Genomic DNA, 23690 nt, shown 5'->3' on the forward strand with positions numbered 1-23690 from the left:
AGGAATGATCCAGGTTTTACAGAGGAGGAATCATTTCATTGTTTTTACGAACCGAAAGTCTATCACAATTTATTAAACTATATCCTGTAGTATCCGCTCTTGTCATCATTCACGCTGTTGTGTTTATTTTAACTTCTCTTCCAGGCAGCATCGGGGACAGTACGATGAGCTTTATGATTGGCGCAAATTTTTTGATTTCTGCAGGTGAGTGGTGGAGGCTTGTCACACCCATTTTTGCTCATGCTGACTTATGGCATGTGCTGTTCAACACCTTTTCTCTTGTCCTGTTTGCACCGGCTCTTGAACGAATTGCGGGACATGTGCAGTTCACGGTCATTTATTTATTGACCGGCATCATTGCCAACCTGGTCACCTGGCTGATTCATCCGCCTATGTATTTATCAGTTGGGGCTAGCGGAGCCATCTTCGGACTGTTTGGTGTATATGCGGCCATCCTGTTTATTTTTAAGGAACGGGCCCCGGCAGAATTAAGACAGATCATGCTTCCCTTGCTGATTATCAGTGTCATCATGACCTTCTTTACACCGAATGTAAACATTACAGCCCATCTCGCAGGACTCGCTGCAGGATTTTTTATCGGTCTGTTTGTGTTTAATTCCAGGAAGAATTAAACCTTTATACGCGCAGTATGAGGACGAGCTTGGGACATAAGTGTCTCAAGCTCTACGACCGGTTCACTTCGCTTCAGGCGGACGCTTTCCGCAGGGACGGCGCTGAGCCTTTTCAGGGCCTTGCCCTGTAAAGTCTCAGCTTGCCGTCATATCCTGCTGGAGTCGCCACCTTCCGCTCCGCTCACCTACTACTAGTAATAAATATGTCCTCTTTTTTTAAAACTTTTATAAGTTATGTCCCAGCCTCGTTTTTTTGTTTCCCAATCGTCTTCCTCTTATTCTTCTTGCAGAGGTTCACTTTGTTTCGCTGCACGGGATCCTTCAGGCTGATACCACTCCATCACCTTTTCCACGTCTTTCACATCCAGGTGTTTGACTGTGTTCTCACTTCCAGCCAGATACGATTTGATCGTGGCTGATAGAGTAGCGACTCTGCCTTTTCGTTGAAACCAGGTTTCTTTTAGTTCCAATGATTGAATTCTCTTTTTCTTCAAATACACAATCTGCTTATCAAACACACGGTACTGCATCGTCAGCTGGTCTTCGCTCAGTCGGTAGCCGGCATTTTTGTATTGCAGCCAGGAAAGACCCGCCATAATCGGATACAGCAGCAATGACAGGAGACCAAGCGGATAAAAGAAATAGGACACCGGGGCAATGACGAACGAAATAAAAAACAGATTCCAAAACATATAGCGGAAAATAGAACGTTTTGGGGCTCCTGTAAAGTCTGTGCTCCACTCATATTCCGGCAGAATTTCTTCTAAGATCTTCGGTGCCTCGGCCGAGCGAATCATCGGAAGCAAACGGATCGTATTCGAATCTTTTTCCAGTGCCGATCCGCCTGCACTCTCGATCGTAACAGAAGCGTATTTAAAGGGCTCTCTGAGTAAATTCTGATTAAAACGGATGCCCTGAATACGGTTGAGCGGTATGGTCGTCTGCTTTTTCTCCAAAAGTCCTCTTGTGATGATTAAATCTTTCTCCACCAGTCTTACGGTAAAGGACGCGTAACGGATAAATGTCATGGCCACGGCAATCACCCAGGCAAAAAATAATACGAGAAAAATCATAACCGCTACAAAGAGAACGCCGCTTTGAACCACTTCAAGAAATTCATCTGCAACGGTTTCAAACGGAATAAATTCACTGAATTGCGAAAGAAAAATCAAAATACCGGAGATCACTACACCGGCTCCTCCTGATGTAGTCGCCATAATGACTAAATCCTTGACACTCATTTTGTAGAGGACTTTCCCTTCTGCTTCTTTTTCCTCTTCAGCAGGTTCCTCAATCGGCAGTCCATTTTCATCCACTGCGCCGCTTTCTTTTAGCTTCTTCTTAGCCTTTGCGATGAAAGAGTTTAGTTCATTGGCTTCCTCTTTGGTGATGGCTGTTAATTCAGCTTCCGATTCAAGTGAATTTGAACTGCCCGCTGTTTCCACCTTTATTTTTACAAGCTTTAACGGCCGGTGAAGAATGCCTTCTGAATAATTTAAGCTCTGAATTCGTTCAAATGGAATATACCGTTTCTTTTTTACGAACAAGCCATATTCAATGCGCAGCTCGCCTTCTTCGACCCGATATGTAAATCTCCACCACTTTAAAATACCGACAAATAAAATAATAATCATAAAAACGCCCATGCCGACAAATGGCAGATAATCCAGAAGAGAATCACGATCTCCCTGATTTAAAAATACCAGCACAACAAGTGGAATAAGTGCTTCTTTCAATGCTTTTACAAAATTAATGACTGCGGATACCGGATGAAGTCTTTTTTCTTCAGACATCGTCTTTCGCCACCCTTGCCAGAGCAGAAATAGAATCCCTTAATGAATCTGCTTCGTCAATATCGAGCGCAGGAATTTGATGAACGGTTGCCGCTGTCGAGATCGAAATCGTTGCTAAACGGTATTTTCTCAGAATCGGTCCCTGTTCTGTATCCACATGCTGAACCCTAACCATGGGAACGAGCGTCCTTTTTACGATAAAAATACCGTGCTGAAGCTCTATTTCTTCTTCTCTTACTTCATAACGCCATCTTTTCCATTTTAATGTTGGAAAAATATAAACAAACAGAACGGCGTTTAACACAGGAACCGCTGCTCCTCCCACGATAAACCAGAAAGGCCAGTCGAAAAGCACGCTCAGTGTGATGACCCCAATCCCGGCGATTCCTAAAATTCCCGTGCTGATCCAGCCATATAATTTCCAGACTGTGAGCGCTCTTTCTGAAATTCTTTTGTTTGGTTCTCTTCGGTCCATATTCTTCTCTCCAATCTGCTTGCTGCTTCTTTTCTATAGTATACTACGTACTTGCTTGATGAGATGTTTCGTTTTAGCGGGAATACGTTTAATGGGATCTTCTTAAAAAGTATTCCCATATTAAGACCAATTTTGTATACTTATAAAGACATCTTTTCCTGATTATTCAATTATTTTTAAATTTAGTGAATCTTTTGTTTTTGTTTTTCGTAATCTATTTATCATCACTTGGAAGGAGATCAACACATGAATTCATCTTTTACAGAAGGGAATATGATTTGGATTGTCATGGGGATTATCACGCTGCTGATGGGTGTGCTGCTCGGATTTGTTGCACCGAACTTAATTCACCTTGTTTTATTTTCAGCAGGAGATTTAATCTATATTAAAACCCCGTCCATCTCCAATATTTTATTTGGCACCGGCATCATTTTACTTTCAATATTCTGTTTCGTTATGTATTTTCAAGCTAAAAAAGCAAAGATTGCTGCAGCAGGTCTTGTCCTTGTGTCCGTTGCTCTTATTGCGGTGAGCATCACCAATTATTCCGTGCTGCGCGATGAGCGCATTTTACACAATGAACTGCTATCCCTGAATTCCGAGGAATACAAATGGTCGGATGTCGAAGACGCTATCTTGTTAAAGCGAAATGATGATATCCCTTATGAGACCCTCGTCCTTACGATGAATAACGGGGTTAAGCTGGATTTTGAACGCGGACCGAGTTTGGATAAACAGAAGTTCGACCGCATCGATTACATCCTGCAAAGCAATGGCATCATGTATGAACTCACAGATCGTTAAAAAAAGCTGGCGGGAACATTCCCGCCAGCTTTTTTGTTTAATTAGCCTTCAGAACGAGTTGTCGAAGGACGTCTTGATGCAGGGCGCTGACGGCTGTTATAAGGCTTTGATCCGCCTTTGCTTCCGCTGCCTCCGCCGCTGCGGTTTCCACCGCGGTTGCCGTACTTTTTGTCATCTTTACGGTAAGGCTTGCCGCCTCCGCCGTGCTTTTTAGATGAAAGTGGTTTTTCAGGTGTGATTTCAACCGGTGTGCTGTCCGGCTCTTTTGTTAATGTTTTAAGTGCAGCCGCAATTACGTCTAATGCATCATTTTCATTCATTAGCTCACGTGCCAGCACTTTGTATTCTTCCAGGTTATTCTTTTCAATCGCTTCTTTTAATGAATCAACAGCAGCACGCTGCAAGCCTTCCAATGCTTCTGAAGAGCTTGGCGGACGAAGCTGCGTCATTTTCTTCTTCGTAGTTTGCTCTACAACGCGAAGATAGTTCATTTCACGCGGTGTCACAAACGTCATTGCCATACCGGTTCTTCCTGCACGGCCTGTACGTCCGATACGGTGAACGTAGCTTTCAGGATCCTGAGGAATATCGTAGTTGTATACATGTGTAACGCCTGAGATATCAAGTCCGCGGGCAGCTACATCTGTTGCTACAAGAACGTCGATGCGGCCTTCTTTAAATTTCTTTAGAACAGACATACGTTTAGCCTGAGTTAAATCACCGTGAATTCCTTCAGCCATATAGCCGCGGATTTCAAGTGCGCGGGCAAGCTCATCGACACGGCGCTTTGTACGGCCGAATACAATTGCAAGCTCAGGTGATTGAACGTTCAGAAGACGGGAAAGGACATCAAACTTTTCACGCTCATGTGCTTTCACAAAGAACTGCTCAATGTTTTCAACTGTCATTTCTTTCGCTTTAACGCTTACTGTTTCAGGGTTGCTCATGAAACGCTCAGCAATTTTACGGATCGGTCCTGGCATTGTTGCTGAGAACAGAAGCGTTTGACGAGTGCTTGGTACGTTTTTAAGGATTGACTCGATGTCATCGATGAATCCCATATTCAGCATTTCATCTGCTTCGTCAAGTACAAGAGTGTTTACATTTTCAAGCTTCAATGTACGACGGTTGATATGGTCAAGCAGACGGCCTGGTGTACCTACGATAATATGCGGATTTTTCTTCATCGCACGAATCTGGCGCTGAATGTCCTGGCCTCCGTATACAGAAAGAACGCGAACGCGCTTGTCGCTTCCGATTCTGTAAAGCTCTTCTGATACCTGGATCGCAAGCTCACGTGTTGGAGCAATGATCAACCCTTGGATATTAGGTGACTTAGCATCGATTTTTTCAAGCATAGGAATTCCGAATGCTGCTGTTTTTCCTGTTCCTGTTTGTGCCTGGCCGATGATGTCTCTGCCTTCAACAGACAATGGAATCGTACCTGACTGAATCGGTGTAGCCTCTTCAAAGCCCATACGCTTTATGGATTTTAGGATTGCTGGACTGATTGGTAATTCTGAAAAAAGTGTCAAATTATTTCAATCTCCTTTGTATTGTGAATCATCTATTTCATACACATCGCTATGATCGCTTAGAAGACTGCGATAGCTTTTCATCGTTGTCCTTATAAAGATATATAGGGCGAACTCTGCCCAAGTCGCATTTAGGTCAGCCGGCCAAACAGCCGCTTAACCGAATCGTCGACTCTGCTTAGAATTAAAAGGCTGCATTAAAATTTCTGCTTCTAAGCAAAAAATAAAACTCGGTCATATGCCGAGTGCGCCAAAGATGCCAATTTTTATAAAATTGGTCTTCATGTTGATAAAGACAACCAACAAAAAAATACACTCTTCTATTTTAAAAGAGCTCATTGCACAAATGTACCAGATGTCTTAGTTATCTTATCACGCATTTTAGCAAAAGACAATCACCCATCATCGGGGTGATCGGTCCTTGACAAAAAGAAAGCGATTTCTTTGAAAAGCGCTTCACTGTCGGCTCCATAGCAGATAAGGTGTTTGGACGTTTTTGATAAATATAATTTTTTTTCATAGGTGCCGATCCGGTCGTATACAAAACGGGCTGCGCGGGGCGGAACAATTCCGTCCATCTCCCCCTGGGCAATAAAGGTTGGAATCGTCACCTGGGATAGTAGAGGAACAGTTGCTTTCGCGATCTTCCGGAATTCACGCATCGCACGGACCGGAGTATGAATGAGCTTGTATTTATAATGGCCAAACCATTCATTTTCATTCAGTTTTTTGCTCCAGATGTCTTTAATAAGGATGTTTACATCTTTTGCAATCTGCTTTGTATTTACATACATCGCTGCGGCACTTAATAGCACGAGTTTGCTGACGGGGTAGTGAATGGCAAGGTAAGAAGCAATTAATCCGCCCATGGAAAAACCGACGACATACACCTCATCACAATACAGCCACAGACGCTTTAACTCTTCCTCTGCAAACGTAATCCACTCAACTGCCGTCGTTTCCCTCAAATTGAGCTTTCTGCCATGCCCCGGCAGCACCGGAACAGAAATAATCCAGTCTGTATGTTCTCTTAAATATCGGGCGAGAGGATTCACCTCATAGGCACCGCCCGTAAAACCATGTATCAGCAAACAGCCCTTCTGACCCACATCCATCACTCCTGCTTTCTTCTCTAAGTATTTACTTTTACCCTAAAATAAAAGCAGTAAAGCCACGGTGAAAAAGAAAAACATTCCCACCCCTATTTAGGGATGAGAATGAACAGGTTTGTTTATCTTAACGCTTCTACCACTTCTTCAAGCTGCATGCCGCGGGAACCTTTTACAAGCAGCAAGTCGCCTTTGGCCGTCAGTTCCTGCAAAATGGAGATCAGCTCTTTTTTATTTTGACCGAACGTGCGGACGCGTCCTTTAGGGAATTGCTTGAGTGCCTCTTCCCCAATCCATTGGCCTCTGTCGCCGAATGTCAGAACGAAATCAATTTTATCAGGATTCAGCTCCCTGCCGATTTCACGGTGAAACACTTCTTCCTCTGTTCCAAGCTCAAGCATATCTCCAAGCAGCAGGATTTTACGGCCCTGCCCCTGTACTTCTTCAGCAAACGCAATGGCAGCTCTCATTGAGGTAGGGCTGGCATTATACGCATCATTAATAATGATTTCCCCTTTAGAGCCTTCCACCTTCTCCATGCGCATTGCTGTCAGTTTCATCTGCGAAAAGCCCTGTGTAATAGACTGTGTGTCCATCCCCAGGTGAAGCGCTACTTTAATAGCGGCAAGTGCGTTCAGCACATTATGCTTGCCGAGGACAGGTACATCAATCCATTCACCGGTTCCGTCATTTAAATAAACCCGGCTGCCTTCTTCGGACATCTCAATTTTTTTCGGGCTAAAGTCATTGTTCTCACCGTAGCCGTAGGATGAAGTACGAAAGCCTTTAGAGGATGCGACAAGATCTGTCAGCAATGGCTCATCCCCATAATAGAACAGAATTCCTTCTTCACTTAGTCCTTCTGAAATTTCAAATTTTGCTTTGGCGATGCCCTCTCTTGAACCGAGGTCCTGAAGATGCGATTCGCCAATATTAGTGATCACAGCAATTTCAGGCTGTGCAAGCTCTGTTAGAAACGCGATCTGCCGGAACCCGCTCATGCCCATTTCAAGGACAGAAACTTCTGTATCTTCCTCTACATCGAGCAGTGTTAATGGGAGGCCCAGCTGGTTGTTGAAGTTTCCCTCTGTTTTTTGGACCTTGAAAGAATTGGACAAAATACCCGCAATCATGTCCTTGGTCGTCGTTTTACCGTTGCTGCCGGTAATCGCGACCACTTTAAAAGAAGCCTGCTGTCTGTATACACGGGCAAGCTTTTGAAGAGCAATCTCGGGATCTTTTACGATCAATACAGGAACCCCGGCCGGAGGCGTACCCGCGTCCTCCTGCCAAAGTGAAGCGCCAGCTCCTATTTCAAAAGCCTGATCGACATATTGATGGCCATCCACTTTTTCTCCCCGAAACGGAATAAATAAATTTCCGCTCTTCAGTGTGCGCGTGTTGATGCTTGCACCTTCAATCACCGTGTCATGAAAAGCGGGTTCCGGGGGGTTAATCCCAAGCATGTCAGCAATTTGCTTTAATGTACGCTTCATTTGAAAAACTCCTTATACGGTATATTTAATTTTTTGCTTTTCATTATGGCGCTCAATTCCAAGAGCAACCAATTTTTCGATCAACTCGGAATAAGGTACGCCTGAGTTTTCCCATAGAAGCGGAAACATGCTGTACGGAGTGAAGCCGGGCATCGTGTTAATTTCATTAATATAAATTTCATTGTCTTCAGTAACAAAGAAATCAGCACGGACCAGTCCTGAGCAATCGACAGCCTGGAAAGCTGTTTTCGCCATTTGCTGCAGCGTCTCAGCCATCCCCTCCGGCAATTCAGCCGGGATGATCATGACAGAATCGCCGTCTACGTATTTTGCTTTATAGTCGTAAAAGTCTTTTTTCGCTTTAATTTCGCCGGGAACGGACATTTCGGGCAAATCATTTCCCAAAACCCCGATTTCAATTTCTCTCGCCTTAACTCCCTGCTCCACAATAATTTTACGGTCATATAAAAAGGCTTCTGCAAAGCCATTTTGAAGTTCATCACGGTTTGTGCATTTGCTGATGCCGACACTAGAACCAAGATTGGCTGGTTTGATAAAGCACGGATAGCCAATTTCCTGCTCCACTTTTTTGTACGCTGCTTCACGATCTTTATCCCATGTGCTTCTGATAAAGGATACGTAGGAAACCTGCGGAAGTCCTGCTTCTTTAAATAGATTTTTCATAATGACTTTATCCATGCCGGCAGATGAAGCTAACACGCCGTTGCCAACATACGGCAGATTGAGTACTTCCATAAGTCCCTGAACCGTGCCATCTTCTCCATTGGGTCCATGAAGCAGCGGGAATATAATATCGTATCCGCCGTCACGATCATCAGTCGTCTGAAGAGAAGTCGACTGCAAGCCTTCAGCAGCAGACACGCTTTGCTCGGAACCGAATTGAAGGGCCGCTACATCTTCAACAGGACTTTTAAGCGATGCGCCTTTTCTCCATTCTCCTTCTGGTGATATAAAAACGGGATCAATTTCAAACTTCTCAAGATCAAGCGCCTGAATAACCGCTTTTGCTGTCAGAAGCGATACTTCATGTTCAGCTGATTTTCCTCCAAATAACAAACATAACTTTGTTTTCATTTATAATGTCCTCCAATTAATTCATGGTTGTAGAGAAATTCGGCTCTAATTTTTGCATACTTTTCTATTTTAACATGTTTACAAGATTTATTGATGAGATTGTAGTCGGGTCTTTTCTTTGCCCAATATACCAAATGAACCGGATGGTGACGAGCAGAAAGAAAATGGTCGGATTATTCAGAAAAGATGTACTTTAATATCTCCCTCTTTTTCTCTTAACAAATGAGAAGCAAGACGATATAATCCTTCTATTAAATACAGTTGTACACATCAGGAGGACTCATCATGAAAAAGATCGGTTTACTTCCAAGAATCATCCTCGCTATTGCCTTAGGGGTTGTGATCGGCAGCTTTGCCCCTGAAGGCTTAATCAGGGTTTTTGCTACATTTAATGATTTATTCGGCAACTTTTTAAACTTTGCCATCCCGCTTATTATTATTGCGTTTATTGCACCAGGGATCGGCGCAATGGGCAGAGGGGCCGGTAAAATTCTTGGTCTGACAACCGGAATTGCCTACGCCTCCACAATTGCAGCGGGTCTGCTTGCATACGGAGCAGCATCACTTCTTTATCCCGTGTTAATGGAAAATCAGGCCGCCCAAGCTTTTGATGATCCAGAAACCGCGCTGCTGCCCGGATTCTTTGAGGTCGAAATGGCTCCTTTAATGGGTGTGATGACCGCACTTCTTTTAGCCTTCGTCCTTGGAATCGGCATGGCATCTTTAAAAAGCTCGTATTTGCTGAATATTTTAGAGGAATTTCGAAAAATCATTCAGCAGCTCATTGAAAAAATCATCATTCCTCTTCTCCCTTTTCATATTTTCGGCATTTTCGCCAATATGACGCAAGGCGGGCAGGTAAGCTCAATATTAAGTGTATTTTTGAAAGTCTTTATCATGATTATTGTTCTTCATATACTTTATTTGTTTATTCAATATTCCATTGCGGGTTCATTGCGCAGGCAGTCCCCCGTAAAGATGTTAAAAACCATGCTTCCTGCTTACTTTACAGCTCTCGGCACCCAATCTTCCGCTTCTACGATTCCGGTCACCCTGGAGCGGACGAAAAAAACAGGTGTCCGCGGACGTATTGCAGATTTTTGTGTTCCGCTTTTAGCTACTGTTCATTTATCCGGCAGCACCATTACACTTGTCAGCTGTGCAATGGCAGTAATGCTCATAAATGGACAGACCGCTGATTTTGATATGATTCTGCGCTTTATCTTAATGCTTGGCATCACCATGATTGCAGCACCTGGTGTTCCAGGAGGAGCGGTTGTTGCATCGCTTGGGCTGCTTGAATCCATCCTCGGTTTCACAGGAACGATGACCTCCCTGATGCTTGCTCTTTACCTGGCACAGGACAGCTTCGGTACAGCCTGCAATGTTACAGGCGACGGTGCCATCTCCTCAATCGTTGACCGGTTTTCAAACGAAGCTGCCGGTGATACAGACAAAGTGAAAACAGGCTGAATTAGCCGAAAATGAAAAGAGCTTGGGACAAAAGTGTCTCAAGCTCTTTGACGGTTCGGCTGCGGTTCAGGTGGACGCTTTCCGCAGGGACGGCGCTGAGCCCTCCTCAAGGCTTCGCCTTGCGGGGTCTCAGCTTGCCGTCATATCCTGCAGGAGTCCCCACCTTCCGCTACGCTCACCTATTACTTTTAATAAATATATCCTCTCTTTTTAAAACTTTTTTGAGTTTTGTCCCAGCATCTTCTTATAGAGAGAAACTAACTTTTCTTGTACCATCAATGCATCATTTGCACTATATTAAAATCAAGAAGGAGGCGTTATGGATATGGACCTTTTTTTACTCCTATTCATCATTTGTCCTGTCATTGTGCTTATTACATCCGCTGCCGGTTTTTTTCTTTTTCCTAAAAGGTATATCATGCCGCTCGTTACGTTTGGTGTCTTTACTGTTTTGATGTTTGTATTCTTCAACCAGAGCTTTTTTATTTGGGTCATCATGTATACCTGTCTTTCTGCTGTCATCACATTCTTGTTTACATTTATTAGAAATCGTAAACTGGCAGCGTGATTTTGAGACCTGTTCGCTGAATATTATTAAACCCGCTTGAACCGGTTCAATTCGGTCTCAGGCGGCTTTTCATTTTGCTGCAGTTTAAGCACATGTTGCTCAGGCTTTACTAAATACGATCCAGGTTATCCTGATACGAGTCGTAAGCCTATAACTCCGGTGACAATCATTCCTACAAATAACAGCTTTCTAACGTCTTTGCTTTCCTTAAAAAACAGCATCCCCACAGCTACACTGCCGACTGCCCCGATGCCTGTCCAAATTCCATACCCTGTGCCGACCGGAACCTCAAGAAGGGCCAGTGATAAGAGATAAAAACTGATTCCTCCAGTTAGAACAGACGAGACAAAGTATTTTGTTTTCGTGAACCCCTCTGAAAGCTTCATGGAAAGAACAAAAAGCACTTCAAAGATTCCCGCTACTCCGAGTAAAATCCAAGCCATTTACTGTTCACCTGCCTTTACTTCTTCTGTTGAATCAACCAGCTTTAATCCGACGATTCCCCCCACTAATAGAAGCAGGAAGAATACCTTTGCGATACTGACGAATTCTCCAAAGAAAATCATCCCGATTACTGCTGTTCCAACCGCCCCAATCCCCGTAAAGGTAGCATAAGCTGTTCCAACCGGGATTTGCTTCATTGCTTTTGATAAAAGATAAAAACTCACCGTGATGAAAAAAATCGTAATAATGGAGGGAATCAAATTCGTAAATCCTTCCGAAAATTTCAATCCGAGTGCCCAGATAATCTCTGTCACACCTGCTGCAATTAAATAGATCCAAGCCAATTTATACACCCTTCCTGATTACGTTAAATTTGAACGAAAAACCGTCCATACTGCCTGCTGTCTTTTTACATATTCCTCTTCTGTATATAGATGTGATTCAATCGCCAGCCCGTCAATGAGGGCATAGAACACAGCCAGTAAATTTTCTGTATCATTCTCATTTTTTGCCGTTTGGGCTATTTTTCTCCGGATAATCTGCGACGCCTGCCCTTCCATCTCACCAAATATGACCTTCATTTCACTCTTAAATTCCACGGGCGGATAAAAAAGCATCCTGTGCAGAAAGTGAGTTTCCATTCCCCCTTTTTGAGGATCAGAAAGATTTATATAGATTTCATGCAGCTGCATGACCGGATCCTTTTCAGCCAGCTGCTTTTCAATATCAATGATTCGTTCACTTTCCTTTGTTACCGCATCTCTATATACGGCAAGAAACAATTCGCCCTTCGACTTAAAATGAGCATAAAAAGAAGATTTTCTAATCCCAACCTTTTGAACAATTTTAGCGATTGAGGTTCCTTCATATCCATGTTCAATAAAAAGTTCTATAGCTGCTTGCCTTAATTTTTGTTCCGTCAACTGGATCACCTCTCTATACTTTACCTACCGATCGTTCGTTTCTAATTTACTAGACTTCGATACAATAATCAAGTTTTTTTGCTTTTTGACCATCCTTTTGTATGATTAGACTATACAGATCACTGAGGAGGCTTCAATGAAAACCATCATACTGGCAGGCGGCGGGCACACGCATCTGTCGATTTTAAAACAGCTTACTAAATCAAATAATAATGATATCAAGTGGATCTTGGTTTCAAGTGACGATTATCAGTATTATTCCGGCATGTTTTCCGGATATATTGAAGGCCTCTATTCGCTTGAGGACATCCGGATTCATTTGCCAAGTCTGGCTGCAAAAGCAAACTGCGAATTTTATCAGGGATCAGTCGATACGATCGATCCTTTTCAGAAGATTATTTCTGTCAACGGACAAAGCTTTTCCTATGACTACCTTTCACTGGATATCGGCTCACATACAACGAATCCAGCAATACCCGGACTGAAAAATGAACTGACGCGCTTAAAGCCTGCACATACATTTCCTGATCATATTAACGAATTGCATGTGTCACGACAGACAGCCGTTATTGGCGGAGGGGCTGCAGCATGCGAAATGGCGCTGTCTCTAGCGGCCTGGAAGCGCAAGCATCAAAGGAGATATGATCAAATTTCGCTTATCTATTCCGGAACTCTTCTTCAAAAGCATGGTCGTAAAGCCCAGCAGATCATGCACCGGCTCATGAAGGAGAACTCGATCAAGCTGTATGAAGATGAACGGGCCAAAAAGATTGTCAGCAAAAAAGTTGTCACCGCAAACCGAACAGTCATCCCCTTTGATCAGCTTCTATATTTAGGCGGGGCATATCCACCTGAACTCCTAAAGGAATCCGGACTCCCTGTAGATGAAAAGGGATTCCTGGAGGTAAATGGCATGCTTCAATCTCCTGATTTTCCATCCATCTTTGGAGCAGGTGACTGCATTACTTTGTCTACTCATCCGGAAATGGAGAAAAACGGCGTGCACGCGGTTAAACAGGGAGAGGTCTTATGGCACAATCTTAACGCGGTCGCAACAAAAGAACCGTTGATGGACTACCAGCCTCAAAAAAACAGTCTGGCCATCCTTTCCACCGGCTATAAAAAAGGGCTGCTTCTAAGAGGTAAAACATCCCTATACGGCTCCCTGCCCTGGCAGCTCAAAAACTATATTGACCGGAAATTTATGAAAGAATACCAGTAACAAAAAGAGGTTGCGACAACTATGTCGCAACCTCTTTGCTGCTGGTTTACAGCACTTTTTTATCGGCCTCATTTGCCAGGGACGGCGTCAAAGTCCAGCGCTTCAGTGCGCAGTCCCTTCCAGCACAGCCCTATTTATGTTCTCATCTTAAAGAACAGACTCAATTCACACTGCTCTAGCGGGTACCTTCACAGATCATTTACTTACTTTTTAATAGATTTATGTATATCACTAAGACAATGATTCCTGCAATAATACTGGTTAAGAAAATAACTCCTCCAATGGAACCTAGAAATTCCAATGCAAACGGAAGAATAAGAGTCAAAAAATCCGGCCGTCATAAGAAAGAAACCAACTGCACCAGCTAACTTATCTTTATCTCCCTTAAAGGTATGCTCACTATAGCCAGCGATCAAAGAAAACTTCTTCTTTTTCCAAATTAAATTACTAAAAAAGAAAAGCATCAAACTTACCAGAACACATGTAACAACCCCACCCACAAGCATCCAAGCACCTCCAACTGCAACTCTCACCAATCCCATTTATCATCAAAGAATTTAGGTTCTTGTCCTTAGCCTGCCCCCCAAACACTAAAAAATCAAGCCGTCAGGATCGGTTCATTTAAAGACAATCCAGCAGCAGACCAGTTGAAATCGTTTGTCGCACCTGCCCCAAAACAACGCGGAGCTGCCCCTTCCGGCAATGAGCATCTTGCGCGAGATGAACAACGAAGAATGCGATCGGTTGCCAGCGGTCTTCCCCCACAATTAAAAAAATATAGTCTTCTGAAAGTCTGTATTCAAAAGACAGTCCGCAGAACAGCTGAAAGCGTTTGCCATTGGAGGCGCAAACCCTGACACAGAGCGGAGGTGCACAAATGGGCAATGAGCATCTGGGGCAGGGTGAGCAACGAAGAATACGAGCGCTTCTCAGTGGTCTGCAGTCATTCGAAGCGTGAATCCCGACACAGAGCGAAACTGCCTCTTCCGGCAATGAGCATCTGGACTTGGGAGAGCAACGAAAAATGCGAGCACTTGCCAGCCGTCTGCCCCATCAATTAAGAAAAACATAGTCTCCTGAGAATTTATTTTCAAAAGACAGTCCAGCAGACTAGCTGAAACCGTTTGTCATTGGAGGCGTGAATCCCGACACAGAGCGGAGTTGCCTATGAGGGCAATGAGCATCTGGATTGGGGAGAGCAACGAAGAATGTGAGCACATGCCAGCGGTCTGCCCCAATAACTAAGAAAAACTTGATCCACTGAAAGTTTATATTCAAAAGACAGCCCAGCAGACCAGCTGAAAGCGCTTGTCATTCAAGGCGCGAACCTCAGGACAGAGCGGAGTTGCCTCCTTTGGCAATGAGCATCTGGACTGGGGTGAGCAACGAAGAATGCGAGCGCTTGGCAGCGGTCTGTGTTTTAAGATAGTAAACGCTTTGCCTCCACAAAACGCTGCCCCGCCGTAAAAACCTCCACTGCAAAAAACGCCAGCATAATCCACAACGCATAGTCCTGGAAAATCATTAAAGCCGTTAAAAAGATAAATCCCTCTGTTCGCTCAGCCAGGCCGGCCTGATAGCGGAAGGATTTGACACCGTTATTTTCGGATACATTTCCTACGGTTAAAAAGATGGTCATAGACACTACGATGGAAGCCATTAGCAGCAAGGCAGCCCATAAAATATCAGGCAATAAAAAAGCTACACCTAGAATGACGCTGATTTCCACGATTCGGTCAAATGTTACATCCATTACCGTTCCAAACGGGGAGGTTTTCGTAGCTCTTGCCATCGATCCATCTACGGCGTCCAGGTAACCGGAAAGCCATAGCGCGATCACAGCGGCCCAGGGGAAGCCGAAGTAAACGAGCACGCCGGATGACGTTCCAATTATAAAGGACAATACCGTTACCTGGTTTGCGCTCAGACCCACTTTCAGCAGACTGTCAGCCGTTTTCTGTATGACCGGCTGTACATATTTTCTTGCATGCGTATCCAGCATTTCTCGTACTTCCTCCCTTTCTTACGGTTTATTTACTTTTTCTATTCCAAGCCAGGAAGCTACTTTTTTTCTGTAAAAAACGGGGATTGCAATAAGGGCTAACCCAACTAATACGCTAATGACGATCACTCGCGTGTCCCCTTGTGCAAAGCTCGAACCAATAAAAGCATAGCCAAATGTTCCCGGAATAATTCCAAGGGCTGTTGCCAGAATGAAAGACCTGAAGCGTACACTTGCCAGACCTGCCGCATAGCTGATTACATCAAAATTGAGCAAGGGGATTAACCGTAGAACAAGCACATAAAAGAAGCCTCTCTTTTCCATCAGTCTCATAATTTCTGAGATTCTTCCCTGTTCTTTTCGTTTAACGAACGATTTTTCAAATACTCGGGAAACCCAAAAAGCAACAGCTGCACTTGAAGTGGCTCCAATTAAGATATAAAGAAATCCTTCAAATGCACCAAAAGCTAGCCCTCCTGCAAGCGATATGACAGAGGCAGGAAAAAGGATAAGCGGTCTAATCGTATAAATCAGAATGAAGAGCAAAGGCGCCCACACACCGAAGGATTGGATCCACTCCTGGATTTCACGAGGACCTACATTTATGTAGCGGCTGCTGAACCACAGCAGCACCCCAAGCCCTGATATAAATAATACAAGGGGAATAAGCTGTTTTATTTTTGTTTTCATATTATTCCTCCTTATCAAAAGATCGGATCTCGTTTCGGTTTACCGCCACGTATCCAGTTTTTCCAGGCGTCAGGTGCGACAAATCATGTTTCGCAGGTATGATATGTCTTCTTTTCGTACCAGTCATCTGAATATGTGCATAGGATTCTCCGAATTGATATGTCTGGTTAAGCCACTGCGCTTCGAGTACGCAGAACTCTGCGCTAAATGCTGCCTTCGAGCTGCTCCATACAAAAAAGTGATTCGGTGCGTACTCGCGGTCGTTCAGCACAATGACATCCGCGTAATGTCTGGCAACCAATTCATTAGAAGGCTGCTCGTATACCTGCCTCGGAGGACCTATTTGCTGGATTTTTCCTTCTGCCAACACCGCAACCTTGTCCCCTAACAGCATGGCTTCTTCCCGATCGTGTGTGACAAAAATAGCCGTCATTTTCTCCTGTTTTAACAGCATTCTGACCCAGTCTCTTAATTCCCGTCTTAAGTCGGGATCAAGCGAACTGAAGGGCTCGTCCAGTAAAAGCAGCTTTGGTTTGAGCACCAGTGCCCTGATTAAAGCAATTCGCTGCTGCTGGCCGCCTGATAGTTCATGCGGGTAGGCATGAATATAGTCTTCGAGCCCCACGGATTTTATATATTTGATTCCTTCTGTTGCTGCTTCTCTTTTCGAGCGTTTCAGCTTTAACCCATAGATCACATTTTCTAAAATCGTTAAATGCGGGAAAAGCAGCGGCTGCTGAAATACCATCCCGACGGTTCGTTCTTTTCCTTTCAGGTGCTCTACCCGCTGGTCTTCAAGGAGGGCATGACCTGCTGTAAACTGTTCCAGTCCTGCAATACAGCGGAGCAGTGTGGATTTTCCGGTTCCAGATGGACCAACAAGCGAAAGAATTTCTCCTTTTTCAAGTGAAAAATCAATACCGGTAAAAATTTCTTTTTTCTGATACTCTTTATGGGCTTTTACAAGCGAAAAATACGTCATGTTACACCTCTGTTTACGAAAGTCCCTTTGTACGTCAAAATTTTGGACAGCAATTCAACCGCTGCTACTGCTATGACGGGAAGCATGGCAAATGCAATGGAAAAGGCCGCCATCACGGTATCATTGACTGATTGCAAAAATGGATAATAAATGATGGGAAGCGTAATCACATTCCCACCCCCGATTACAGCCGTCAGAACATATTGACTCATGCTGATTGTGACTGTCAGAAAAACGGCACTGCGCACACTCGGCATTAATAATGGAAGTTCAACAGATCTGAAGACATGAAAGGGACTGCCTCCAAGCACTTTCGCCTGCTGGATCATGCCGGAACCCACTCTGTCGTAGCCTGCCTTCATTACCTTTATGGTATAGGGAATGGTGGGAACAAGATGAACGATTACCACGCCAAGCCATTGATTCGCAAGACCTAAACGAATCATGGTGATGTGCAGCCCGAGTGCTGCTGCCATCGTTGGAATAAATAAAGGCAGCAGGAGAAACGTTTCAAGCAACCCCTTCCCTTTAAAAACGGAGTGAGAAAGGGCTTTACCTGTAAGAAAACCGACCATAAGATTTAAGAACGTTACCGCTAAAGCAATGAGAATAGATACAAATAGTGCTTCATAGATCCTAGGATCCATCAGAAAAACTTCCCATCCGCGGAGCGTCCACTCAAAAGAAAGCGGCTCCCCCCATTTCCAGACAGGTGTAAAGCTTTTAACCGCCAGCATCAAAGCAGGAAGCAGAAAAAGCAAGCTTGAAAGAATATAAAAAATGGTCTTTTTCATATTGCCACTCCTATCGCTGATGCTGACTTTTTGAAATCAGCCATCTTCTTCTATTCAGCATAAGAAAAGACAGCAGAGCAAACAGACTCATCACAACGGATATCATAAACAGCAGGGCAAATGCGAAGGATCGCTCATCCCAGCTGATTCCGTAAAACCAATCATAAGCTAAAACAGCTGTCATTTGAGGAAACTGAACGCCAAGCAGTGCAGGCACCTCGTACGCTGTAAAAATAAATGCAGTCACAATTAAAAACACTTCTACAATGACCGGCTGAACCCACGGCCACTCAATCGTTTTAAAATACTCTTTCTTCGTTCCGCCTAACACCTGAATCACTTCACCATACTGCTTCGGCAGCTGTGTATAAACCGGCAGCAGCATGAGCACCACAAACGGAATCTCTTTCCATAAATACGTAATAATGATTCCTGCTCCTTCCCTGTCCTGAACCAGTACAGGAAACTCACTTCTTGACTCAAGCCAGCCAAGATTGAACAGAACGGATGAAAGCACCCCGCTTTGGCCAAGAAGCAGGAGGACAAAATACCCCCAGACAAAATGAGGAAACAGCATCGGAATCCACAGAATCCATTTTCCTAAACTATTTTCAATAAATGTATGAAACGAACGGACGAGCGCCCATCCTATAACGATCGATAATGCAGTGGAGATCAATGTAATCCAAAGGCTGTAGCCAAATGAAGCATAGAGCCGTTCCTCTTCAAACAGGCTTTGATAATAAGAAAGTGTCCATCCATCCGGCCCTTTTACACTTTCCACAAATGACATAACCAGACTGTAGAGAACGAGTAATAGGAATAAAAAAGCGGGTACTAGTAATAGGGTGGTTTGCTTATTCAGATGCCACTTCATCTATCCACTGCTCCTGCAGCCACGGTACATACGCAGCATCTATTTCCGGCAAAAAAGCATCGTCGAGCGTTTGCTGATCCAATACCGTTTCTCCCCGTTCAATTTCGTCAAAACGATTCTTTTCTTCAGCATTTAATGTGGTAAAATCAATCGGTGTATTTTCACCCCAGTATTCCTGTGAAAGCTTTACAGACTGGGCTTCAGGTGACAGCATGAAATTTATGGCTGCCATGGCCGCTTCTTTGTTCGGACTGTTAAAAGGAATCGAAAGGAAATGCGCATTTCCTATTGAGCCTGGTTCTTCAAGGATAAAGGATTCCGTGGTTTCAGGAAAAACGCCATCTTCCACAAGAACCTCCGCTCGGGCTTCATTGTAGCCCATCGTCATCCAGATCTCTCCCTGGCTGTAAAGCCGGTCAAGCTCAGTCAGTGATGATGGATACGTCTCTCCGCCTCTCCACAAATCAGGTTCAATTTCATTTAAATAGCCCCATACCTCCTGAGCTCCTTCCTCAACTAAGTCCAGCGAATACGGTTCTTCAAGCAGCTGCTCTAAAGAAGAAGTTTTTCCATAAAGAACATGACGGATGAATGCATCACCGGTAAAGTCTCCTGCAGCAGGATACGTAAACTTTCCGGGATTTTCGCCGATCCATTCCTGAAGCTCTTCTAACGAAGAAGGCGGGACATCCATTTTTGAAGAATCATAATGAAACACGAACTGCACTTTCCCCCAGGGTGCTTCGAATCCTTCTGTTTCCGTACCGAAATCATAGGTAAAATCGAGGCTTTCTGTATCATAGTAGGTTTGAAAGTTGGGGATTTGCTCTGTAAATGGACCGTGCAGCAACGAGCTTTCTTTCGCCCGTTTAAAATTTTCACCGTTCATCCAGATCAGATCAATTGTACCTTCCTGCTGACCGGCTCTTTTTTCCGTTTCAAGCTTTTGAATGATTTCATTTGTATTTAAGGGGATTCGTTCAAAATTCACATCATACTCTTCCTTTAACCTGGGCTTCACCCATTCATCCATGTATTGATTGATCCCTTCATCTCCTCCCCACATATACATGCGGACCGTTTCTCCGGCTGCTTCCTGCTGAATCTCGTCCCAGGACAATTGCTCTGTTTGATCTGAGGAACTGGATGTGGATGGCTGGCCTGTACATCCTGCTAAAGCAAGAATCAGAATGCCTGGTGTAAGAAATAAAGATTTTTTCATGCGATCACCACTTTCTCTTCTTATAACCCTCTATTGCATGGATAGTTAAACCTAGTCTTTCTATTAACAGTGTAGTCTTTTTTTCTCTATAAAGGTAACGATAGTGCTCTAAAAAAAGATCACTACCATTTTGTCCTTTCTAAGAGCCTGTAAGATGCAACCTAAATAAAAAGCCCGTGACAAGGTGTCACAGGCTCTTCAACAGTTCACTTCGCTTTCAGATGGACGCAGCGGCAGGGTCTAAGTTAAATTTTTCCAGTGATGTCCCCACCTGTATTTCCTTTAACTAAGCTTATTATTCAATCACCGCGGTCCAATCTTTGGATTTCCGATCATAGCTGAGCCAGGCATCAGGGGTTTCTTTCATTCTTACAACCATCTCTTCTTCAAGATCATTCAGACTTTCGTAATCTCCCACCAGCCAGATAGGAATGTCGATCTTGTTTCTCGCAGAACTGGATTTGGCCAGTGAAATGACGATCCCCTCCTGCAGTAAATGGGTAACCGTCCTTACGACTTCTCTCGGCATCACCGTAACGGCTTTTTCTTTTTTCCATTTCAGCATACTTTTGCCGCTTCGAAGCAGGTTCCATTTCGCCGGCAGCACACTGCCCAGCACCGTATAAAAATCATCCCAACTCCGGTAGTAAGTACGGTTCATCGTTCCATCTTCAGCGGTAAGGTAAACAAATTGATTATTCAGCTTCCGGTAAAATGGAGGGCGGAGATGATATTTCATATGTCCGATATATAAAAGTTCGGCAATTTCCTGTGAAGTCATCTCATCAACGCCTGCTTCATCCTCAAAATCAATCCAGCAAAAATCCCCGTATGTGTAAACCGGGTCCTTTGCCAACTTGCTCATCTCATCTGCGCTGACGTACTCCAGGTGGGTATGCATATTAAAGGATGCATTGTCATACTGATGCTTCAGGAGCAAGAGGTGATGGAGATTTGTGGACAATGCATGATAAAAATCTTTAAATTCAATACCAGCAGACATGACGTAATCCTGCGTTGAGTTAAGATGTATGTAAATCCATTCCGAAGATCCTGCTTGAGGTTTCAACTGACCATCACCCCTTCTGTTTTTTCATTAAGTATAGTGTATCAAACTGCAAAAGAAAGAAGAAAAAAAGAAACTTTTGTTACACCTTTTCCGTCTCATTAAAGTAGAACTGCTATTTATAGCTTATGAATCACATGCATCAAAAGAATCATGTTACAGTTAAGCAAGATAAGTCTTCCTGTCAATTGTGAATTGACCTGACATTTGATAGTCTAGTAGAAGTGACAAAATTACTTCACGGTATCTGATCACATTGACTAAAAGTATATAGAATTAAGGTGAATAGATTGAATAACCAGAAACAATTTTCCGATCGCATTGATTGGAGCCTTGCGATCCTGTTGATCTTTTTTATGATGGCCAGTATTCTTGCCATTTCATCCGCACAAACCACGGAGCAATATGGAAATATGAACTTTGCACTCAGACAGGGCATGCTTTATGTGGTGGGTTTTGTCATTATAAGCATCACTATGGTGCTCGATATGGACCAGTTCAGAAGGATTGCCTGGGTTCTGTACGGCTTTGGCATCGTTTTGCTGGTCGGTCTTCTTGTCGCACCTGAAAGCATCGTGCCTTACATAAATGGAGCTTACAGCTGGTATAACTTCCCTGTGATCGGGACGCTGCAGCCGTCAGAATTTATGAAAACCTTCACCATTATCGCGCTTGCACGAGTCGTCGCTTCTCACAATGAAAATTTCGGCCAGCGCACGGTTAAAAGCGATTTATGGATGCTTGCTAAAATCGGGGCTGTAGCAGGAGTTCCCTTCCTTTTGATTAATGAACAGCCTGACCTTGGTACAATGCTTGTTTTTATCGCGATTACTATAGGGATTGTGCTTGTTTCAGGGATTACATGGAAGATTTTGCTCCCTGCATTTTTATCTGTAAGCGCACTGGCAGCCTCTTTGATTTCAATTGTTATCTTTGCACCCAACTTAATCGCTCAGTATTTTGATGATTATCAGCTGCGAAGAATTTATTCCTGGCTTGATCCTTATCAATTTTCATCCGGAGACGCCTATCAGCTCACAACTTCGATGAGCGCTATTGGATCCGGAGAGATTTTTGGTAAAGGGTATCAGGATCGTCAGGTATATGTTCCGGATAATCATACGGACTTTATCTTCGCCGTCGTTGGAGAAGAATATGGTTTTATCGGCGCGAGTATTATTGTCAGTTTGTTTTTCATGCTGATTTATCACTTGACTAAGGTCTCGCTGCAAACGAAGAGTCCATTTAATGTTTATGTGTGTGCAGGTATCATTTCGATGATTACATTTCACGCCTTTCAAAACATCGGGATGACGATTCAGCTGCTGCCAATTACAGGCATCCCGCTTCCACTGATCAGTTATGGAGGAAGCTCGTTAATCGGCATTATGTTTGCACTCGGCTTAATCTTTTCGATGAAATTTCATCATCGAACCTATATGTTTTCTTCAGAAGAAGAAGTGTAAAAAAAGAGGCCTCTGCCTCTTTTTTTTATTGCGTATTTCCTTTTATCACATGTATATGCCCCGGAAGCACCGTCAAGCTATGATCTTTTCCTTTGTAATGCTCTCCATCTAAATCAATATAGCGTGTGGAAGAGGTGGAAATTTTCAGAGAGGATGCCTGGAAATGATCAATCGTGCTTTTGTCTTTTTCCCAATCCACAGTCGTTTTAGCAGAAAGGATCTCTTTAAACAATGGAAATCCGGCTTCTTTCACAATCAAAACATCCACCTTGCCGTCATTCAGCTGAATGCTTGACAGCGGAAATTCAGTAGCCCCTATAAATCTTCCGTTTAATACGAGAACCATAACCGCTTCATCAGTCAGCGTCTCCCCATCGATTTCCATTTCAAATGAAAAGCGGTCCTGGGCTGTCATCGACTTAAACGCACTGATGTAATAGCTTAACCGCCCAAAGACACCTTTTGACTGCTCGTCTATATTCAGTGATGCTTCAGCGATTAAACCAGTTCCCCAAAAGTTGCCGAAATATTGGTCGCTTGTCTGGACGATATCCACTTTTTCTTCTGTTCCTTCTTCGCTGATAAGAGCTGCCGCTTGTTTAACATTCAGCGGAATGTCTAATGCGCGTGCAAAATCATTGCATGTGCCTGAAGGAATAACGCTGAAAACAGGGCGCTTGTCTAAAGGAGAGAGTCCATTTATACATTCATGGACAGTGCCGTCGCCTCCTAAAGCAATAACCAGTTCGACCTCTTCTCCATGCTGCCTGCAAAAGTGCTCAGCATCTCCAGGCTTCAGTGTCTGCAGCAGGGTAAGATTGGGGATGGCCAAACTGATAGGTCCTATAATTTGGGCCAGAATTTTATCCATTTGCTTCTGGCCTGCATTTCCGTTGTAAATTAACATCGCTGACTTGTACATGACGCACTTGCCCCTTTCATAAGCTTCTAATTCTCTATACCCTATTTTCTCTCTGATCGTGCATGTAATACAAAAAAAGGTCCCCATTTTCAAATAAGAT

At 43.8% G+C, this 23690-nt stretch carries 23 protein-coding genes; 6 read left to right on the forward strand and 17 right to left on the reverse strand.

Annotated elements, in window-relative coordinates; translation table 11 throughout:
* Nucleotides 1–38: 38 nt before the first annotated feature.
* Entirely contained in the window at nucleotides 39–632 is a 594-nt protein-coding gene (locus tag P6709_RS13845) for a rhomboid family intramembrane serine protease (RefSeq protein WP_278241524.1), read from the forward strand.
* A 275-nt stretch (nucleotides 633–907) separates the two neighbouring features.
* Here P6709_RS13845 and P6709_RS13850 read toward each other — a convergent pair whose 3' ends face one another.
* Nucleotides 908–2425, reverse strand: a complete 1518-nt coding sequence (locus P6709_RS13850; protein ID WP_278241525.1) for a PH domain-containing protein — start codon at nucleotides 2423–2425, stop codon at nucleotides 908–910.
* Nucleotides 2418–2900: a PH domain-containing protein gene (locus P6709_RS13855; RefSeq protein WP_278241526.1), complete on the reverse strand. Its 483-nt coding sequence runs from the start codon at nucleotides 2898–2900 to the stop codon at nucleotides 2418–2420. Before P6709_RS13855 ends, P6709_RS13850 begins: the two co-directional genes overlap by 8 nt.
* Before the next feature lie 246 nt (nucleotides 2901–3146).
* Between P6709_RS13855 and P6709_RS13860 the strand changes: the two genes are divergently transcribed.
* Nucleotides 3147–3704, forward strand: coding sequence for a hypothetical protein (locus P6709_RS13860; RefSeq protein ID WP_278241527.1), 558 nt, complete (start codon nucleotides 3147–3149; stop codon nucleotides 3702–3704).
* 41 nt (nucleotides 3705–3745) lie between these two features.
* On the opposite strand, the gene P6709_RS13865 is transcribed toward P6709_RS13860, so the two are convergent.
* From P6709_RS13865 to P6709_RS13880, 4 genes are all read right to left on the reverse strand, one after another.
* On the reverse strand, nucleotides 3746–5239 hold the full coding sequence (locus P6709_RS13865; RefSeq protein ID WP_278241528.1) for a DEAD/DEAH box helicase: 1494 nt from the start codon (nucleotides 5237–5239) through the stop codon (nucleotides 3746–3748).
* Between the two features lie 395 nt (nucleotides 5240–5634).
* Nucleotides 5635–6354 (reverse strand): alpha/beta hydrolase, encoded by a 720-nt coding sequence (locus P6709_RS13870; protein ID WP_442905333.1) that lies wholly within the window; start codon nucleotides 6352–6354, stop codon nucleotides 5635–5637.
* A gap of 116 nt (nucleotides 6355–6470) precedes the next feature.
* A complete protein-coding gene (locus tag P6709_RS13875) occupies nucleotides 6471–7844 on the reverse strand; it encodes a UDP-N-acetylmuramoyl-tripeptide--D-alanyl-D-alanine ligase (RefSeq protein ID WP_278241530.1) in 1374 nt (457 codons plus the stop codon).
* A 12-nt stretch (nucleotides 7845–7856) separates the two neighbouring features.
* Entirely contained in the window at nucleotides 7857–8939 is a 1083-nt protein-coding gene (locus P6709_RS13880) for a D-alanine--D-alanine ligase (protein WP_278241531.1), read from the reverse strand.
* Nucleotides 8940–9224: 285 nt separating this feature from the next.
* Between P6709_RS13880 and P6709_RS13885 the strand changes: the two genes are divergently transcribed.
* Both P6709_RS13885 and P6709_RS13890 read left to right on the forward strand, forming a co-directional pair.
* The gene (locus P6709_RS13885) at nucleotides 9225–10412 is read left to right on the forward strand and encodes a dicarboxylate/amino acid:cation symporter (RefSeq protein WP_278241532.1); all 1188 of its coding nucleotides are present in this window, start codon (nucleotides 9225–9227) and stop codon (nucleotides 10410–10412) included.
* Between the two features lie 325 nt (nucleotides 10413–10737).
* Nucleotides 10738–10980 (forward strand): DUF2651 family protein, encoded by a 243-nt coding sequence (locus P6709_RS13890; RefSeq protein ID WP_278241533.1) that lies wholly within the window; start codon nucleotides 10738–10740, stop codon nucleotides 10978–10980.
* A 125-nt stretch (nucleotides 10981–11105) separates the two neighbouring features.
* On the opposite strand, the gene P6709_RS13895 is transcribed toward P6709_RS13890, so the two are convergent.
* Genes P6709_RS13895 through P6709_RS13905 form a run of 3 tightly spaced genes read right to left on the reverse strand, consistent with a single transcriptional unit; the run spans nucleotide 11106 to nucleotide 12347 of the window.
* Nucleotides 11106–11423, reverse strand: a complete 318-nt coding sequence (locus P6709_RS13895) for a DMT family transporter (protein ID WP_278241534.1) — start codon at nucleotides 11421–11423, stop codon at nucleotides 11106–11108.
* The gene (locus P6709_RS13900) at nucleotides 11424–11768 is read right to left on the reverse strand and encodes a DMT family transporter (RefSeq protein ID WP_278241535.1); all 345 of its coding nucleotides are present in this window, start codon (nucleotides 11766–11768) and stop codon (nucleotides 11424–11426) included. It lies immediately after the preceding gene.
* A gap of 18 nt (nucleotides 11769–11786) precedes the next feature.
* Entirely contained in the window at nucleotides 11787–12347 is a 561-nt protein-coding gene (locus tag P6709_RS13905) for a TetR/AcrR family transcriptional regulator (RefSeq protein WP_278241536.1), read from the reverse strand.
* A gap of 136 nt (nucleotides 12348–12483) precedes the next feature.
* Here P6709_RS13905 and P6709_RS13910 point away from each other — a divergent pair, with 136 nt between their 5' ends.
* Nucleotides 12484–13569, forward strand: a complete 1086-nt coding sequence (locus tag P6709_RS13910) for an FAD-dependent oxidoreductase (protein ID WP_278241537.1) — start codon at nucleotides 12484–12486, stop codon at nucleotides 13567–13569.
* A 1420-nt stretch (nucleotides 13570–14989) separates the two neighbouring features.
* Here P6709_RS13910 and P6709_RS13915 read toward each other — a convergent pair.
* The 7 genes from P6709_RS13915 to P6709_RS13945 form a co-directional block, all read right to left on the reverse strand.
* On the reverse strand, nucleotides 14990–15571 hold the full coding sequence (locus P6709_RS13915) for a CDP-alcohol phosphatidyltransferase family protein (protein WP_278241538.1): 582 nt from the start codon (nucleotides 15569–15571) through the stop codon (nucleotides 14990–14992).
* A gap of 21 nt (nucleotides 15572–15592) precedes the next feature.
* Nucleotides 15593–16261: a TVP38/TMEM64 family protein gene (locus P6709_RS13920; RefSeq protein ID WP_278241539.1), complete on the reverse strand. Its 669-nt coding sequence runs from the start codon at nucleotides 16259–16261 to the stop codon at nucleotides 15593–15595.
* A 1-nt stretch (nucleotide 16262) separates the two neighbouring features.
* The gene (locus tag P6709_RS13925; RefSeq protein WP_278241540.1) at nucleotides 16263–17243 is read right to left on the reverse strand and encodes an ABC transporter ATP-binding protein; all 981 of its coding nucleotides are present in this window, start codon (nucleotides 17241–17243) and stop codon (nucleotides 16263–16265) included.
* A complete protein-coding gene (locus P6709_RS13930) occupies nucleotides 17240–18037 on the reverse strand; it encodes an ABC transporter permease (RefSeq protein WP_278241541.1) in 798 nt (265 codons plus the stop codon). The genes P6709_RS13925 and P6709_RS13930 overlap by 4 nt, the downstream gene beginning before the upstream one ends.
* Before the next feature lie 10 nt (nucleotides 18038–18047).
* Nucleotides 18048–18914, reverse strand: coding sequence for an ABC transporter permease (locus P6709_RS13935; protein ID WP_278241542.1), 867 nt, complete (start codon nucleotides 18912–18914; stop codon nucleotides 18048–18050).
* Nucleotides 18895–20136: an ABC transporter substrate-binding protein gene (locus P6709_RS13940; protein WP_278241543.1), complete on the reverse strand. Its 1242-nt coding sequence runs from the start codon at nucleotides 20134–20136 to the stop codon at nucleotides 18895–18897. The genes P6709_RS13935 and P6709_RS13940 overlap by 20 nt, the downstream gene beginning before the upstream one ends.
* 295 nt (nucleotides 20137–20431) lie before the next feature.
* Nucleotides 20432–21205 (reverse strand): hypothetical protein, encoded by a 774-nt coding sequence (locus P6709_RS13945; RefSeq protein WP_278241544.1) that lies wholly within the window; start codon nucleotides 21203–21205, stop codon nucleotides 20432–20434.
* Between the two features lie 278 nt (nucleotides 21206–21483).
* On the opposite strand from P6709_RS13945, the gene P6709_RS13950 reads away from it, so the two are divergent.
* A complete protein-coding gene (locus P6709_RS13950) occupies nucleotides 21484–22668 on the forward strand; it encodes an FtsW/RodA/SpoVE family cell cycle protein (RefSeq protein ID WP_336619000.1) in 1185 nt (394 codons plus the stop codon).
* A gap of 25 nt (nucleotides 22669–22693) precedes the next feature.
* On the opposite strand, the gene P6709_RS13955 is transcribed toward P6709_RS13950, so the two are convergent.
* Entirely contained in the window at nucleotides 22694–23590 is an 897-nt protein-coding gene (locus tag P6709_RS13955) for a diacylglycerol/lipid kinase family protein (protein WP_278241546.1), read from the reverse strand.
* Nucleotides 23591–23690 lie beyond the last annotated feature (100 nt).

It is taken from the genome of Jeotgalibacillus sp. ET6 (assembly GCF_029667115.1).
Lineage (GTDB): Bacteria > Bacillota > Bacilli > Bacillales > Jeotgalibacillaceae > Jeotgalibacillus.

What these genes read in the sequence shown, in the direction of transcription:
- P6709_RS13850 (WP_278241525.1), bottom strand. Translation starts at nt 2,425, where the DNA reads ATGTCTGAAGAAAAAAGACTTCATCCGGTATCCGCAGTCATTAATTTT.
- P6709_RS13855 (WP_278241526.1), bottom strand. Translation starts at nt 2,900, where the DNA reads ATGGACCGAAGAGAACCAAACAAAAGAATTTCAGAAAGAGCGCTCACA.
- P6709_RS13860 (WP_278241527.1), top strand. Translation starts at nt 3,147, where the DNA reads ATGAATTCATCTTTTACAGAAGGGAATATGATTTGGATTGTCATGGGG.
- P6709_RS13870 (WP_442905333.1), bottom strand. Translation starts at nt 6,354, where the DNA reads ATGGATGTGGGTCAGAAGGGCTGTTTGCTGATACATGGTTTTACGGGC.
- P6709_RS13875 (WP_278241530.1), bottom strand. Translation starts at nt 7,844, where the DNA reads ATGAAGCGTACATTAAAGCAAATTGCTGACATGCTTGGGATTAACCCC.
- P6709_RS13880 (WP_278241531.1), bottom strand. Translation starts at nt 8,939, where the DNA reads ATGAAAACAAAGTTATGTTTGTTATTTGGAGGAAAATCAGCTGAACAT.
- P6709_RS13885 (WP_278241532.1), top strand. Translation starts at nt 9,225, where the DNA reads ATGAAAAAGATCGGTTTACTTCCAAGAATCATCCTCGCTATTGCCTTA.
- P6709_RS13890 (WP_278241533.1), top strand. Translation starts at nt 10,738, where the DNA reads ATGGACCTTTTTTTACTCCTATTCATCATTTGTCCTGTCATTGTGCTT.
- P6709_RS13895 (WP_278241534.1), bottom strand. Translation starts at nt 11,423, where the DNA reads ATGGCTTGGATTTTACTCGGAGTAGCGGGAATCTTTGAAGTGCTTTTT.
- P6709_RS13910 (WP_278241537.1), top strand. Translation starts at nt 12,484, where the DNA reads ATGAAAACCATCATACTGGCAGGCGGCGGGCACACGCATCTGTCGATT.
- P6709_RS13915 (WP_278241538.1), bottom strand. Translation starts at nt 15,571, where the DNA reads ATGCTGGATACGCATGCAAGAAAATATGTACAGCCGGTCATACAGAAA.
- P6709_RS13920 (WP_278241539.1), bottom strand. Translation starts at nt 16,261, where the DNA reads ATGAAAACAAAAATAAAACAGCTTATTCCCCTTGTATTATTTATATCA.
- P6709_RS13925 (WP_278241540.1), bottom strand. Translation starts at nt 17,243, where the DNA reads ATGACGTATTTTTCGCTTGTAAAAGCCCATAAAGAGTATCAGAAAAAA.
- P6709_RS13930 (WP_278241541.1), bottom strand. Translation starts at nt 18,037, where the DNA reads ATGAAAAAGACCATTTTTTATATTCTTTCAAGCTTGCTTTTTCTGCTT.
- P6709_RS13935 (WP_278241542.1), bottom strand. Translation starts at nt 18,914, where the DNA reads ATGAAGTGGCATCTGAATAAGCAAACCACCCTATTACTAGTACCCGCT.
- P6709_RS13940 (WP_278241543.1), bottom strand. Translation starts at nt 20,136, where the DNA reads ATGAAAAAATCTTTATTTCTTACACCAGGCATTCTGATTCTTGCTTTA.
- P6709_RS13955 (WP_278241546.1), bottom strand. Translation starts at nt 23,590, where the DNA reads ATGTACAAGTCAGCGATGTTAATTTACAACGGAAATGCAGGCCAGAAG.